The sequence below is a fragment of the Chryseobacterium sp. UNC8MFCol genome, from assembly GCF_000482305.1.
GTDB classification, from domain to species: domain Bacteria; phylum Bacteroidota; class Bacteroidia; order Flavobacteriales; family Weeksellaceae; genus Chryseobacterium; species Chryseobacterium indologenes.
The window spans coordinates 644,044-658,640 of sequence record NZ_KI535290.1 but is presented as its reverse complement, the minus strand read 5'-3'; the positions used below and the strand labels follow the sequence as shown (position 1 = coordinate 658,640).

The following is a 14,597-nucleotide window of genomic DNA, read 5'->3' as shown; positions in this document are numbered from 1 at the left end:
CTGGTTTTTCATTCTGGATTAAAATTGTTTATGATTTTAAAACGCAGCCTGACCGGATTAGGCTGCCTTTGTTGTAACTTATACCAAATAATAATACTTTTGTAAGATACCCTGGAAATTGATGAGAATAAAATATCTGATCCTGTTACTCATTCTCAGTAACATATTAAATGCACAAACCACAAGTGTTGAAAAGAACATTTCAGAAAAAAGTACCTATGGCGAATTGGAAAACAATTTCTATAAAGGTAAATCAGGTGATGACAAAATCAGAAAAAATAATGCTGAACTGTATCTGAAAAAAGCTAAAGCTGAGAACAATGTTGATCAGATTGCTGAGGCATATGTACTTTTACATTTTGATAAACCTTTACCGGTTGCTTTAAAATATCTTGACAGTCTACAAAAGATTACAAAAAACTCTCAACAAATTTATAATCCTGCCAGAACTTACTTGTTGAGGGCCAATTTATACTGGAAGTTCAATGATCTTCATGCTGCGCTGGATAATTATCTGCTGGGGCTGAAATATGCACAGGAAAAAGATGATAAAAGACAGATTGCCCTGGCTCATATCGGAATTGCTAATCTGAACAATTATATCGGAAAACACGCCGAAACCGCTAAAACCTTAAGGAATTATTTGTATAATGCTGAATATATGAGCGATGAGGAGCGCGATGGCCTTAAGCTCAATCTTGCGGGCGCTTATATAGAGATTAATAAAATGGATTCGGCTCATATACTGATCCAAGAGGGTTTGCAGGCTTCCAAAAAAAATAATGATATGTACCGCTATTATCAAAACTTAGGATTATTAGGGTATTATCATTTGCAGTCAAAAAAATATCAAAATGCAATTGATGATTTGTTGCAATGCGAAAAATTTTTCTTTACACCAAGTGATGAAAGTCAACGAAATGAAAATTACACACTTTTGAATCTAGGAAGATCCTATGCAGGACTCCAACAGAAAGACAACGCGATCGCATGTTTTAAGAAAATTGATTCTATAGTCCTTAAGACAGATTATATATATCCTGAGCTCAGAGAAGTTTATACCTATCTGATTAATCATTATAAGGAAATAAGAGATCAGGAAAAACAGCTGTACTATGTTGAACGTTTTTTTAAAATTGACCATATTCTCAATACGCAGTTCCGGTACATATCGCGGGAACTCCCGGGAAGATATGATGTGCTGACCTTACAACAGGAAAAAGAAACGATTACGAATGAACTTGAAAAAAGGAAGAAACTCTTTTATATTGTCATTAGCCTTTTATTGATTTCCCATCTCCTGTTTATCAACTTTTATTTTAAGTATAAAAAAACAGAAAAAAAATATAAAAAAATTGCTCAGGATCTGATCCAGTCTGTAAATGAGAAAAAAATAAAGACGGATGACGAATCAAAGAATGAAATAGATTCAGATTCTTTTCTCACCGATAATGCTGAAGATAAAACGAGCAGAACAATTTCTGAAGACATTGCCCAGACTATTTTGCAGGAGCTTGGAACCTTTGAAACAAAAGAACAGTTTTTGAGTAAAGGAATTACATTAGGTGTTCTTGCTAAAAAAATAAAAACCAACTCCAGATATTTATCAGAAATCATCAATACCTACAAAGGAAAAAATTTCGCTACCTATCTGAATGATTTAAGAATTGATTATGCCATCAGCAGATTGGCTACCGACAGAAAATTTCGCTCTTATAAAGTTCCTTTTATTGCCGAAGAATTAGGGTACAATAATGAACAGGCCTTCACAATGGCGTTCAAAAAAAGAACCGGAACACCACTTTCCGTCTATTTGAAAGAAATAGAAGAAATGAAAGTGGATTAATATTTAATTGTTTCGTTATCAATATTTTATCGTCTATAAATTCATGTTTTTAGGTATATAAATTTATGAATTTATGGACTATTTGCTTGTGTCGTTACACTTCTTCATGCATCTTTGTTCCAGGTAAAAACACACAACATTTGGAACTTGGATGTGCACAGTCTGAATTTCAAAATTAAAATTGCTGATCAGCAAAAAAACAATCAGGTTTGAATGACCGGAAAAAATTAATCGAAAAAAAACATTAAAAAAGAAAAAAGAAAGTGAACAGGTAAACATTAAAAATTTGGTACGTAGAAAATAATCATTTGAAAATTATTAAAGTAATTAAAACAGAAGTCCGTTCGATCTGCTTTCAACAAAAACCATGAGAATCAACCACGTTGTTATAGATCGGATCATTGACCGGAAAAGTATCACCTCAAAAAAAAACTAATAACCATTTCGATACAAAGGATAAAAACTAAAAACCATGAAAACTCAGAATATAATGTATTCTTTATAAAATAGTGATATTCGTTCAGGTTAATGCGAATTTTATTGAAATTCAGGATCATATTCAGATAAATTTAAATCTTTAGAGTGGTCAGGTAATAACCATAAAAAATATAGTTTTCCTGAATTGAAAGTTTTAATGCTTGTTAAATGATTTTTAAAGGCAGCGCAATCATTAAGTTGCGCTGTTTTTTTGTAACTTTGCAGACATTAATTTTTCTATAAAAAATTTATCATCAACAAATGAAAAAGCAAACGATCAAAGAAATCCTGAAGGATTACAAGAAAGTATTACATCATGACATTACAGTTTACGGATGGGTAAGATCATTCCGTGCGAATCGCTTTATTGCGCTTAATGATGGTTCTACGATTAATAATTTGCAGATAGTTGTTGATTTCGAAAATTTTGATGAAGAGATCATCAAAAAAATTAGTACGGCTTCTTCTCTTAAAGTAGTAGGTGAAGTGGTAGAAAGCCAGGGAGCAGGACAATCTGTGGAAATTATCGCTAAAAAAATTATCATTTTAGGAGATAACTTTACTGAAGAACTTCAAAGTACAATTCTTCAGCCTAAGAAACACAGCTTGGAGAAACTTCGTGAGCAGGCCCACCTGAGATTCAGAACCAACCTTTTTGGAGCTGTTTTCAGAGTACGTCACGCAGTGAGTTTTGCCGTTCATTCATTCTTCAACAAAAACCAGTTCTTCTATATCAATACGCCTGTAATTACCGGAGCTGATGCAGAAGGAGCAGGAGAAATGTTTGGGGTGACGAACTTTGACCTGAACAATATGCCAAAAACTGAAGAGGGCGAAATTGATTTTTCACAGGATTTCTTCGGAAAAAAAACAAACCTTACCGTTTCAGGACAGCTTGAAGGAGAAACTGCAGCTATGGGATTAGGAAGAATCTATACATTCGGCCCTACTTTCCGTGCTGAAAACTCTAACACAACAAGACACCTTGCAGAATTCTGGATGATTGAACCGGAAGTAGCGTTCAACAACCTTGAAGACAATATTGACCTTGCCGAAGATTTCCTGAAGTATGTGATTCAATATGTTCTGGACAACTGTAAAGATGATCTTGAATTCCTTGATAAGCGCTTCGAAGAAGAGCAGAAGTCAAAACCTGAAAAAGAAAGAGCAAAAGAAGGCCTTATCGAGAAACTTCAGAATGTAGTGGCTAAACGTTTCAAGCGTGTAAGTTATACGGAAGCAATCGAGATCTTATTGAACTCTAAGGAAAACAAAAAAGGAAAATTTGCATACCCTGTTGAAAAATGGGGAACAGACCTTCAGTCTGAGCATGAAAGATATCTCGTTGAGAAACATTTTGAGAGCCCTGTAGTATTATTTGACTATCCGAAAGAAATCAAAGCTTTCTATATGAAGTTAAATGATGACAATAAAACAGTGGCAGCAATGGATGTTCTTTTCCCGGGAATTGGTGAAATTATCGGAGGATCGGAAAGAGAAGCGAGACTGGATGTTTTAAAACAGAAGATGGCAGATATGCATGTAGATGAGCACGAGCTTTGGTGGTACCTTGATACCCGTAAGTTTGGTTCTGTGCCGCATGCAGGCTTCGGTTTGGGATTGGAAAGACTTGTTCTTTTCGTAACGGGAATGACAAATATCAGAGATGTGATTCCTTTCCCTAGAACGCCGAAAAGTGCTGAATTCTAGAACAATAAAAAAAGCCTTAATGAAAAATTAAGGCTTTTTTTATTGTTTAATAGTTTATTATGTTGAAAGTTGTAATGCAAAAATCATGCTAATTGTATCTTTTATCAAATAAATTTATTAAATTCGTAGAATATGTTATGTTAAAACGCAAACACGAATATGCTTAAACAACACTTACAACTCAAATTAGGACAGAAGCTGGCTCCTCAGCAGATCCAGTTGATGAAGCTGATTCAGCTTCATACTCTTGAATTTGAAGAGGAGTTGGAGAGAGAGTTAGAAGAAAACCCTGCTTTGGAAATTGTAAAAGAAGATTCTAAAGAAGATGAATATTCTTCTTTGGAAGATGCTTATCAGGATGAGGGTACAGAAAGCATTGAAACAGACTTCGACGTTAATGAATATCTTTATGACGACGAACCTAGCTATAAAACCGCATCCAGCAATTACTCCCCTGATGATGAAGAGTTTGATAATGAAAGCCTGCTGACGGAAGGCCAGTCTTTATATGATTATCTGCTGGAGCAGATCCATTTGGTGAATATCAGTGAAGAAGACCTGAAAATTGCAGAATACCTTATCGGCAATCTGGATACTGACGGATATTTGAGAAGGGAAATTAAATCTATCGTTGATGATCTTGCTTTCTCACAAGGAATTTATACTACCAGAGAAAGGGTAGAGGATATTCTAGAAAATTACATTCAGAAACTGGATCCACCGGGTGTCGGTGCAAGAGGATTGCAGGAATGTTTATTATTACAGATTGAGAAGAAGGTCAGCTCAGATAAAGCTGTTTCTTTAGCAGCCAATATTTTGAGGTATCAGTTTGATGCCCTGACTAATAAGCACTACAATAAGATCATCCAGAAATATGATATTGAAGAAGATGATCTGAAGGATGCATTGGACGAAATATCAAAACTATCTCCAAAAGTAGGGGGTAACTTTGATACCCAGACGATTACCATCAATCAGGAAATTATCCCGGATTTTGTGATTCAGGTGAAGGACGGACAGGTAATCCCGATGCTTAACAGTAAAAATGCACCGACTCTGAGAGTATCTGAGGAATACAAAGATATTTTGTCAACCTACTCACACGATAAAAACTCTTCAGAGCATAAACAAGCGGCCTTGTTTATCAAACAAAAGCTTGATGCTGCCAAATGGTATATCGATGCGATTAACCAGCGTCAGAATACATTATTACAAACCATTACCGCGATTGTAAAGTTCCAGAAAGATTATTTCATTACAGGGGACGAAAAATCTCTGAAACCAATGATCTTAAAAGATGTTGCAGATATAACGGGATTTGATATTTCTACCATCTCCAGAGTGGTAAAAAGTAAATATGCCGATACCCCAAACGGTATCGTCTATCTTAAAGATCTGTTCTCTGATAGTTTAACGAATGATGACGGAGAAGAAGTTTCTACAAAAGAAATCAAAACCCACCTGCAGGAAGTAATCGATAAAGAAAACAAGAGAAAACCATTAACGGACGATGCATTGGTAGTGATTTTAAAAGAACAAGGATATAATATTGCCAGAAGAACGATCGCAAAATATCGTGAGCAGCTTAATATTCCTGTTGCAAGATTAAGGAAAGAACTATAGATAGTATCGGATAATATAAAAAGGTGAACGTTAAATGTTCACCTTTTGTTTTTAGTAAAATATAATTTAGTTATATATTTTTAGCATTTTCAAGACCCAATTCTTTCATAGAAATTTCACGCATTTCCACTTTTCTTATCTTTCCTGAGATTGTCATTGGAAACTCATCTACAAATTTCCAGTATTTCGGAACCTTATAATGGGCAATTTTTCCTTTGCAGTATTCAACCAATTCATCTTCAGTAATGGTAAATCCTTTTCTTACCTTCACCCATGCCATGACTTCCTCTCCAAATTTTTCACTGGGAATACCTATGATCTGAACATCCAGAATATGGGTATAGGTATATAAAAAATCTTCAATTTCTTTAGGGGAAATATTTTCTCCTCCGCGGATGATCAGGTCCTTAATTCTTCCTGAAATGGTAATATAGCCATCCTTATCCATTACCGCCAGATCACCTGTATGCATCCAGCGCGCGTGGTCTAATACTTTTTTTGTGTTTTCAGGGTCATTCCAGTATTTCAGCATAACGGAATATCCCCTCGTACAAAGTTCACCATGTTCCCCGCGTTTCAGGATTCTGCCATTTTCATCAACAATTTTTATCTCAAGGTGATCCTGTACTGTGCCTACGGTACTTACCTGTTTGGCCAGTGGAGTTCCAATTAAAGTCTGGGTAGAGACGGGAGAGGTCTCCGTCATTCCGTAACAGATGCTCATTTCTTTAATATTCATCAGGCTTTCCACCTTCTTCATGATTTCTGGCGGACAAACTGAACCTGCCATCACTCCTGTTCTTAAACTTGAAAAATCATAGGTTTCAAAATCTTTTACAGCCAGTTCAGCAATAAACATAGTAGGAACACCATATAAAGATGTGCATTTTTCATCCGAGACTACCTTTAAGGTGATATCCGGATCAAAACTGTCATTCGGGATTACCATACAGGCTCCGTGAGCGGTACAGCATATATTCCCGATGACCATTCCGAAACAATGATAAAAAGGTACGGGAATGCACACCCTGTCCTTTTCCGTATAATGTAAACGTATCCCGATAAAATACCCGTTATTTAAAATATTATGATGAGAAAGTGTTACTCCTTTAGGAAAACCCGTAGTGCCTGAAGTATACTGAATATTCACAGGATCATCAAATTGTACATGTTCTTCAAAACTGTGAAGTACTTCATCCGAAATATTCTGCCCGTTATTTACAAAATCTTCCCAGGTATCATCAAAGAAAATTTCGTGTTCAAGGCTCGGGCATACTTCTTTCGCATATTCTACCATTTCTTTATAATTACTGGTTTTGAAATGTAAAGAAGAAAAGATAAAACGAACTTCAGACTGATTAAGAACATAGGTAAGTTCATGCGTACGGTAAGCGGGATTGATATTGACTAAAATCGTCCCAATCCTGGCCGTTGCATACTGTAAAAGTACCCATTCGTAACGGTTGGAAGACCATACTCCAACCCGGTCACCGGCTTTTGCACCTAAGAATATCAATGCTTTTGCGACAGCAGTTGTCTGATTATAAAATTCCTGATACGTAGCCCTGTAATCCTGATGAACACAGATTAATGCTTCCTGATGGGGGTATTTTTCAACTGTACTTTTAAGATTGGCTCCGATAGTCTGTCCTAATAATGGAACCTCGGATGCTCCATAGACATAAGATAAAGGCATAGTGTAAGATTTGGTGGAATAAAAATAATGAATATATCTTGAACTATAACCTACGTATATTAATTTTCCTGAGAATCTATTTCCTTAAGTTGCTTTAAATTTTTATCCAGTTTTTTAATAATGGTACCGTATACCAGCCTGTAATACAGCCAGATCATCGATATAGCAAGAAATGTACTCACGGTAATCCCGACAATGATAATGGTAAGGTTGGAGTTGCTAGGCTGCACATTCTGAGTGTCTAAAATATAAAATATAAAAGCTGTCAGTACGAAGGTAAAGGCAAGCAGAAGTACAATACTGATCAAAATAAAGGCATTAACTGTTCTTTTGAATTTAATGATTCTTGTAATAAGCCCCTTAAGATTTTCTTCGATCTTTATTCTCCGGTAATTCTGATAAAATTTTAATACAAAATATGCTGTAATGAGTAAGCTTAGTATTTTAATCGCCAGGTAGACATGGCCAAAATTGTTTTCAACCTCGGGCGCTTCCTGTGCTCCCAATCTTTCCAGTACCTTGCGAAAACTATCTGATTCTTCTTCCTGGAAAAAATAGAACAATCCCAGTACGGAAAAGAATAAAAATTCTACAACACTGATCCAGAAAATATACTTTACGTAATTACGCGACTTTCGATTCAACATCTGAAGAATCTCACTGTTGTCATATTTAGGCTGAACAGGTTGTTCCTGCCATGTTTTTTTAAAACTGTCTAAATCAAATTCAGGCATATTTTTCCATCTGTTCTTTAAGGGTTTTCTTTAATCTGTTCATTTTCACGCGGGCATTGACTTCAGTGATACCGAGGTTTTCTGCAATATCCTTGTAAGGCAGATCGTCAAGATACATCATGACAATGGCTCTTTCTATATTAGGAAGAGTCTTGATCACAGTATACAAAAGCGAAATTTGTTGTTGTTTCTCATCATCATCCTCCACAAAATCCTTGTGGTTGATATCAAGTTCATTCGTGGGAAGGCTTTTGCTTTTTTTTCTAAAAAGAGTAATGGCTGTATTGAGCGCTACACGATACATCCATGTAGAAATTTTGGAATTTCCTTTAAAAGAATCATAACTTCTCCAGAGCTGTAATACGATTTCCTGAAAAAGATCCTCTTCATCTTCAAGAGAATTGGTATATAAGCGCGATACTTTAATAATCAAGCCCTGATTATCTTTAATAAGTTGCGCAAATTCTTTTTCCCTGGAATTCATAGATGTATAATCGCACGAAGATAATAATAATGTGGTAATTAGTGAAAATTATAATCGTAAAATCCTAAAAGGATAAAACTGAGCATAAAAATGACTTTCGAACCGAAGATAAAAATGCTGAGATCAGATTGCTCTCAGGTGTGTGTACCTGTTTTACCATGAAATTTACGTATCTTTGCATCCGCGAGAAAATCGGCCTGTTGATTTCCCGTTTACGGGAGGTAGGAAAGTCCGGACACCATAGAGCAGCAAAGCGGATAACATCCGTCACCCGTGAGGGTAGGACAAGTGCAACAGAAAGCAGGTACAGTTCGGCTGTAGTGAAACCAGGTAAACTCTTTGCGGTGCAATGATAAGTATATCGGTTCTTTTCAGTAATGGAAATAGGGGCGGCTCGTCCTGAAAGCCGAGGGGTAATCAGCTCAAGTTTTGCAGTAATGTAAAACGTAGATAAATAACAGGCGCTTCTTCAGAAGTACAAAATCCGGCTTATAGATTTTCTCGTGATTTTGTAGACTGTATTTAATATCAAAAATAAAGCGGAGAATGTTCTCCGCTTATTTTTTTTAGTTTTGATATACGCTTAAAGCTATATAATCTGCATATTCTACCCATTCCACAGTGATATTGGGCATATTTTGGCCAACCTGATTAGTATAAACTGTGGAGGGATATACATTTGGATTTCCCATATTGAAATAATCCCGGATAGCACCCGTCTTATCCACAGTTCTAAATGAAAAGGCACCCCAGGCCAGATAAGGCATAATGGTAGTGAGGTAAGGATCAGTATAATTATAGCTGCCACCGGTCTGAGGAGAAGTACTTACAGACCAGTCATATATTGGTACAATCGAAGTTCCTGAAGTATCCAATGAGTAAATCTTCGTCATCAGTTTGGCAGGTATTGTAAATATTGTAGTTCCTGGAGCGGGATTGGCAGTCACAGCAGGATAGAAATTGGTTGGGTTACAGGCGGTTAATCGTCCTTCAAGCTTAAGGTCAGAATAATTATAAACAACAAAGACTTTACTTTGCGAAAAACAAATGGTTGTCACCAGTAAGAAAATGAACAGGGTTATTTTTTTCATGATAATAATTTAAAATGTGAGAGAATAAAAAAGTGATATTGAAACTCTTAAAGATTAGTTAGCAATCTTTACTGTTTTGTATATCTGTTCTTTCTGTTTGAAACTAATATCAAGTGCCCAGGCGATGATTTTATTTTTATCACCTCCTGTTTTTCTGTTCATTTCCGCTTCCGAAACACCTGTAGAGACAATTAATGCTTTTGAGGACGGAAGGATGATTTCTTTTCTTCTGTCACTTAATTCAACAGAATTTCCTTGTTTTTCTTCAGCTGTAGGTTGGTTTTTGGGATCTCCCAAACTTTTGAAAGCCTTGTCAAAAGCTTCTACTTCGGGAGTTTTCATACTTTCTACACTGGTAAGAATGTTTTGTTCGTTACTGCAGGAGATTAAGCCAATAAGGCTTAATGCAGCTACCGATAGGTATTTTTTCATAGGTAAAAGTTTTTATAATTGAAAGTGAAAATCACTTGTGATAAATATATAAAAAAACAGTGATTAATTTAAATTATTCACTGTTTTTATTTATTAAATTAAAAATATTCTTATTTATTCAATTACGTATAAAAATACTACATTATTTTATTGTTCGCTTTCAAGAGTATTTTTAGCATCAATAAGCCCTTGTTTGTCTTTGTCCGAAAGTTGCGGATATTTTAGGTTCATTTTTTCTAAAGCATCAATGATAATCTGAACAGCGGCAACCCTTGCAAACCATTTATTATCAGCGGGAAGTACATACCACGGAGCATGATCTTTTGAAGTTTCATTAATTGCCGTTTCATACGCTTTCATATACTGATCAAACAATGCCCGTTCAGGTAAATCTCCTGTGGAAAATTTCCAGTTTTTATCAGGCTCCTTAATTCTGTCCAGCAATCTTTTCTTTTGCTCGTCCTTCGATACATTCAGGAAGATCTTGATAACAGTAGTCCCGTTTTGGGCAAGGTGTTTTTCAAAATTACGGATGCTCTCATATCTGTTTTCCCAGAATGTATCATCAAAATCTTTTACTGAAGACCAGGTTTTTTCACTTAAATTATATTCCGGATGTACCTTGCAAACCAATACACTTTCATAATGAGACCGGTTGAAAATTCCGATCATTCCTTTTTGGGGCAATGCCAGATAATGCCTCCATAAAAAATCATGGGAATATTCTTTTGAGCTGGGAGTTTTAAAACTGGTAACGTTACAACCCTGTGGATTAACGCCTCCGAAAACATGTTCAATCATGCTGTCTTTTCCTGCGGCATCCATTGCCTGAAGCACAACCAGCAGAGACTGGCTTCCGTCTGCATACAATCTTTCCTGCAATTCACGAAGTTTTTCTTTCTCCTTGATCAATAGTTCAGTACCTTCCTCTTTAGTCAGTTTTCCTTTGTATGATGTTGATGCTTTCTTGATTGAGAATTTTCCGTGTACCCGAAAATCATTTGTGAAATTGGTGTCCATATGTTTTTTTAAATTTAAATGATTCAGTATTGATTAAAAGATATTGTCGTTGTGCGTGGTTATATCAAAAGAGGCGAGCTTTATCTGCCTGAATAAAGTACAACCTATCAACCGGTTCCAGTCAAAACGTTGGGTAATGTTGTTGAAAAATTTGAATACCTGCTACGTATTATTGCTTCTACACTATCTAATCAAACATAAATATAATAAAAAAACCGCCTCTTCAGAGACGGTTTTTTTATTTTTTTGAGTAAAGCTTACTTTGCAGCAGCTTTCTTAGCAATTTTTGCAGCTTTTTTCTCAGCTTTTGCAGCTTCTTTCTGCTCAGCAGGAGTTAATACTTTTGCTTCAGGAGCATTAGCATCTACGTTACCTTTAATATAGATTACGCTTCTGCTGTTGGCAGGGTCGTTAGAGAAAACTTCAATCATTTTGTTGAATCCTCCGTTAAGCGCAGTATTGTATCCTACTTTGATCTTAGCTGATTTTCCAGGCATGATCGGATCCTGACTAAATTCAGGTGTAGTACATCCGCAAGAAGGTTTTACATTTGAAATAATCAAAGGCTTATCACCAGTGTTGGTTACTGTAAAAAATCTTGTACCGTCAGCACCAGGTTTAATAGTACCGTAGTCGAAAGTAGTTTTATCAAACGTAATAGTTTGTGCAGATGCCAGAGCAAATGTTCCGAATAATGCAATTCCTGCGATTAATTTCTTCATATTCTTGAATGTTAATATGTTTGTTAGATAAATTTTGTGAAACAAAGTTAAAAATTATTTTAATTCATGCTTAAAAATTTTTTTCTTTAGACTATTTTTGCAAATTGTAAGCCAAAGAAATAGAATTTATGCAGATTTCAGAAAAATATAATCCACAGGAAACAGAACAAAAATGGTACAAATACTGGCTGGAAAACAAGTATTTCCATTCAGAACCCAATGATAAACCACCATATACCGTGGTAATTCCTCCACCCAATGTTACGGGGATTTTACACATGGGCCATATGTTGAATAATACCATTCAGGATGTTCTGGTCCGTCGTGCAAGAATGCGCGGCTTCAATGCCTGCTGGGTTCCGGGAACAGATCACGCTTCCATCGCTACTGAAGCTAAAGTTGTTGCTAAGTTGAAGTCTGAAGGGATCAATAAGTCAGACATTACCCGTGAAGAGTTTTTACAACATGCATGGGACTGGACTCATAAATATGGAGGAACTATCCTTGAGCAGCTGAAAAAGCTGGGATGTTCTTGTGATTGGGACAGAACTCGCTTTACCATGGAAGATAACCTTTCAAAACAGGTTGTTATAAGCTTTGTGGATCTTTATAATAAAGGAATGATCTACAGAGGATACAGAATGGTAAACTGGGATCCTGAAGCAAAGACCAATATTTCAGATGAAGAGGTAATATTCAAAGAACAAAACGGAAAATTATATTTCCTGAAATATAAAATAGAAGGTTCGGAAGAATTTCTTTCCGTTGCGACAACACGTCCCGAAACCATCTTCGGAGATACCGCCGTTTGTATCAATCCTAATGATGAAAGATATGCGCACCTGAAAGGTAAAAATGTAATCGTTCCGATTGTAAACAGAGTAGTACCTATTATTGAAGATGAATATGTAGATATTGAATTCGGAACAGGTGCGTTGAAAATTACCCCGGCCCACGATATCAATGACTATGAGATCGGACAAAAACATCAGCTGAAAATGATTGATGCTTTAGACGATGATGGAAATTTAAATGAGCACGGCCTTCACTATGCAGGAAAAAACAGATTTGATGTAAGAAAACAGATTGCCAAAGAATTGGAAGAAAAAGATCTTTTATTAAAAGCAGAAGATTACGTCAATAAAGTAGGTACATCAGAAAGAACCGGAGCTGTTATCGAACCTAAGGTTTCGGTTCAGTGGTTCCTTAAAATGTCTGACCTCGCTAAACCGGCGTTGGATGTTGTAATGGATGACGAGGTAAAATTCTATCCTGAGAAATTCAAAAATACCTACAAACACTGGATGGAAAACATCCGCGACTGGAATATTTCCCGTCAGCTATGGTGGGGACAACAGATTCCTGCATTCTACTACGGAACGGGAGATGATGATTTTGTAGTGGCAGAAACCGCAGAAGAAGCTTTGCTATTGGCAAAACAAAAAACCGGAAACCAGGAACTGACTCCAGAAGATTTAAGACAGGACCAGGATACATTGGATACATGGTTCTCAGCATGGTTGTGGCCAATGTCTGTATTTGAAGGGTTGTTAGATCCTGAAAACAAAGATATTCAGTATTATTATCCGACCTCTGATCTTGTAACGGCACCGGATATTATTTTCTTCTGGGTAGCGAGAATGATCATGTCCGGATTAGAATATAAAAAAGAAGTTCCTTTTAAAAATGTTTACTTTACAGGGATTGTAAGAGATAAGCAGAGAAGAAAGATGTCAAAATCTTTAGGGAATTCTCCGGATCCTATCGAATTGATGGAAAAATACGGGGCTGATGGAGTACGTGTGGGTATTTTGTTAAGCTCTGCTGCCGGAAACGACCTTCTTTTTGATGAAGATCTTATGCTTCAGGGAAGAAATTTCATGACCAAGATCTGGAGTGCTTTCCGTTTGATCAATATGTGGAATCATGAGGACAAACCGGCTGTTGCTACAGATAATCAGGCTATAGAATGGTTTGAGAATAAATTGAATAAAACGATTGTTGAAATCAATGATCAGTTTGAGAAATTTAGAATCTCTGATGCCTTACACCTGATTTATAAATTAATTTGGGACGATTTTTGCGGATGGTATCTTGAAGCTATCAAACCGAATTATGGAGAAGGAATTTCTAAAGAAGTTTATGACAGAACCATTGGTTTCTTTGAAGAACTGATGAAGTTACTTCACCCGTTCATGCCTTTCCAGTCAGAAGAAATCTGGCAACTGATTTCAGAAAGAAAGTTGGATGAGGCTTTGGTCATTGCTCAGCAAAAAGAGGCGGGCAGCTTTAATGAAGATGTCATTAAAAACTTTGAGATTTCAAAAGAATTGATTTCCGGAGTAAGAAACTATCGTCAGACAAAAGGGATTTCGCCAAGAGAGGCTGTTGAAGTTTATACTAATGCTGCAGAATTTACTAATGAAGCAGTAGTGAGAAAATTGGCCAATGTTGCGGAAATCCACTTCGGACAGAAAACGGATAAGCCAAGCTTTACATTCCTGGTAGGAGCTACGGAAGTGTCAATTCCTTTGAGTGAAAACCTGGATTTAGGAGAAGAAAAAACGAAAACTGAAGAAGAATTAAAATATCTGAAAGGATTTTTAATTTCAGTTGACAAAAAACTTTCCAACGAAAAATTTGTTGCCAATGCAAAACCTGAAGTTGTTGAGGTTGAGCGTAAGAAACAAAAAGATGCTCTTGATAAAATTGCAATTTTGGAAGAGAAACTGAAAAGTTTGTAAATAACCCCAATAACTAAA

General features: G+C 36.2%; 11 protein-coding genes and 1 other RNA gene. 5 read left to right on the top strand and 7 right to left on the bottom strand.

What is annotated here, in order from left to right; genetic code table 11:
- Positions 1 to 121 precede the first annotated feature (121 nt).
- The 3 genes from M030_RS0117340 (at position 122) to rpoN (ending at position 5,656) form a co-directional block, all read left to right on the top strand.
- Positions 122 to 1,846, top strand: coding sequence for a helix-turn-helix domain-containing protein (locus M030_RS0117340; protein WP_027374657.1), 1,725 nt, complete (start codon positions 122 to 124; stop codon positions 1,844 to 1,846).
- Positions 1,847 to 2,584: 738 nt separating this feature from the next.
- Complete coding sequence (gene asnS, locus M030_RS0117330) at positions 2,585 to 4,033, top strand: asparagine--tRNA ligase (RefSeq protein ID WP_027374656.1); 1,449 nt, start codon at positions 2,585 to 2,587, stop codon at positions 4,031 to 4,033.
- 159 nt (positions 4,034 to 4,192) lie between these two features.
- Complete coding sequence (rpoN, locus tag M030_RS0117325) at positions 4,193 to 5,656, top strand: RNA polymerase factor sigma-54 (RefSeq protein WP_027374655.1); 1,464 nt, start codon at positions 4,193 to 4,195, stop codon at positions 5,654 to 5,656.
- A 70-nt stretch (positions 5,657 to 5,726) separates the two neighbouring features.
- Here the strand turns inward: rpoN and M030_RS0117320 are convergent, their stop codons facing one another.
- From M030_RS0117320 to M030_RS0117310, 3 genes are read right to left on the bottom strand one after another with little or no spacing between them, the layout of a single operon-like run.
- The gene (locus M030_RS0117320) at positions 5,727 to 7,352 is read right to left on the bottom strand and encodes an AMP-binding protein (RefSeq protein WP_027374654.1); all 1,626 of its coding nucleotides are present in this window, start codon (positions 7,350 to 7,352) and stop codon (positions 5,727 to 5,729) included.
- Between the two features lie 59 nt (positions 7,353 to 7,411).
- Positions 7,412 to 8,086 (bottom strand): hypothetical protein, encoded by a 675-nt coding sequence (locus M030_RS0117315; protein ID WP_027374653.1) that lies wholly within the window; start codon positions 8,084 to 8,086, stop codon positions 7,412 to 7,414.
- On the bottom strand, positions 8,079 to 8,570 hold the full coding sequence (locus M030_RS0117310; RefSeq protein ID WP_027374652.1) for an RNA polymerase sigma factor: 492 nt from the start codon (positions 8,568 to 8,570) through the stop codon (positions 8,079 to 8,081). Before M030_RS0117310 ends, M030_RS0117315 begins: the two co-directional genes overlap by 8 nt.
- Positions 8,571 to 8,754: 184 nt before the next feature.
- Here M030_RS0117310 and rnpB point away from each other — a divergent pair.
- An RNA gene (gene rnpB / locus M030_RS25050) (RNase P RNA component class A) lies at positions 8,755 to 9,078 on the top strand.
- 58 nt (positions 9,079 to 9,136) lie between these two features.
- Here the strand turns inward: rnpB and M030_RS0117305 are convergent.
- From M030_RS0117305 to M030_RS0117290, 4 genes are all read right to left on the bottom strand, one after another.
- Complete coding sequence (locus tag M030_RS0117305; RefSeq protein ID WP_027374651.1) at positions 9,137 to 9,661, bottom strand: hypothetical protein; 525 nt, start codon at positions 9,659 to 9,661, stop codon at positions 9,137 to 9,139.
- Between the two features lie 54 nt (positions 9,662 to 9,715).
- Positions 9,716 to 10,093: a hypothetical protein gene (locus M030_RS0117300; RefSeq protein WP_027374650.1), complete on the bottom strand. Its 378-nt coding sequence runs from the start codon at positions 10,091 to 10,093 to the stop codon at positions 9,716 to 9,718.
- A gap of 147 nt (positions 10,094 to 10,240) precedes the next feature.
- Positions 10,241 to 11,113 (bottom strand): polyphosphate kinase 2 family protein, encoded by an 873-nt coding sequence (locus M030_RS0117295; RefSeq protein ID WP_027374649.1) that lies wholly within the window; start codon positions 11,111 to 11,113, stop codon positions 10,241 to 10,243.
- Positions 11,114 to 11,370: 257 nt separating this feature from the next.
- The gene (locus tag M030_RS0117290; RefSeq protein ID WP_027374648.1) at positions 11,371 to 11,835 is read right to left on the bottom strand and encodes a DUF1573 domain-containing protein; all 465 of its coding nucleotides are present in this window, start codon (positions 11,833 to 11,835) and stop codon (positions 11,371 to 11,373) included.
- A gap of 128 nt (positions 11,836 to 11,963) precedes the next feature.
- Here M030_RS0117290 and M030_RS0117285 point away from each other — a divergent pair, with 128 nt between their 5' ends.
- Positions 11,964 to 14,579 (top strand): valine--tRNA ligase, encoded by a 2,616-nt coding sequence (locus M030_RS0117285; protein WP_027374647.1) that lies wholly within the window; start codon positions 11,964 to 11,966, stop codon positions 14,577 to 14,579.
- Positions 14,580 to 14,597 lie beyond the last annotated feature (18 nt).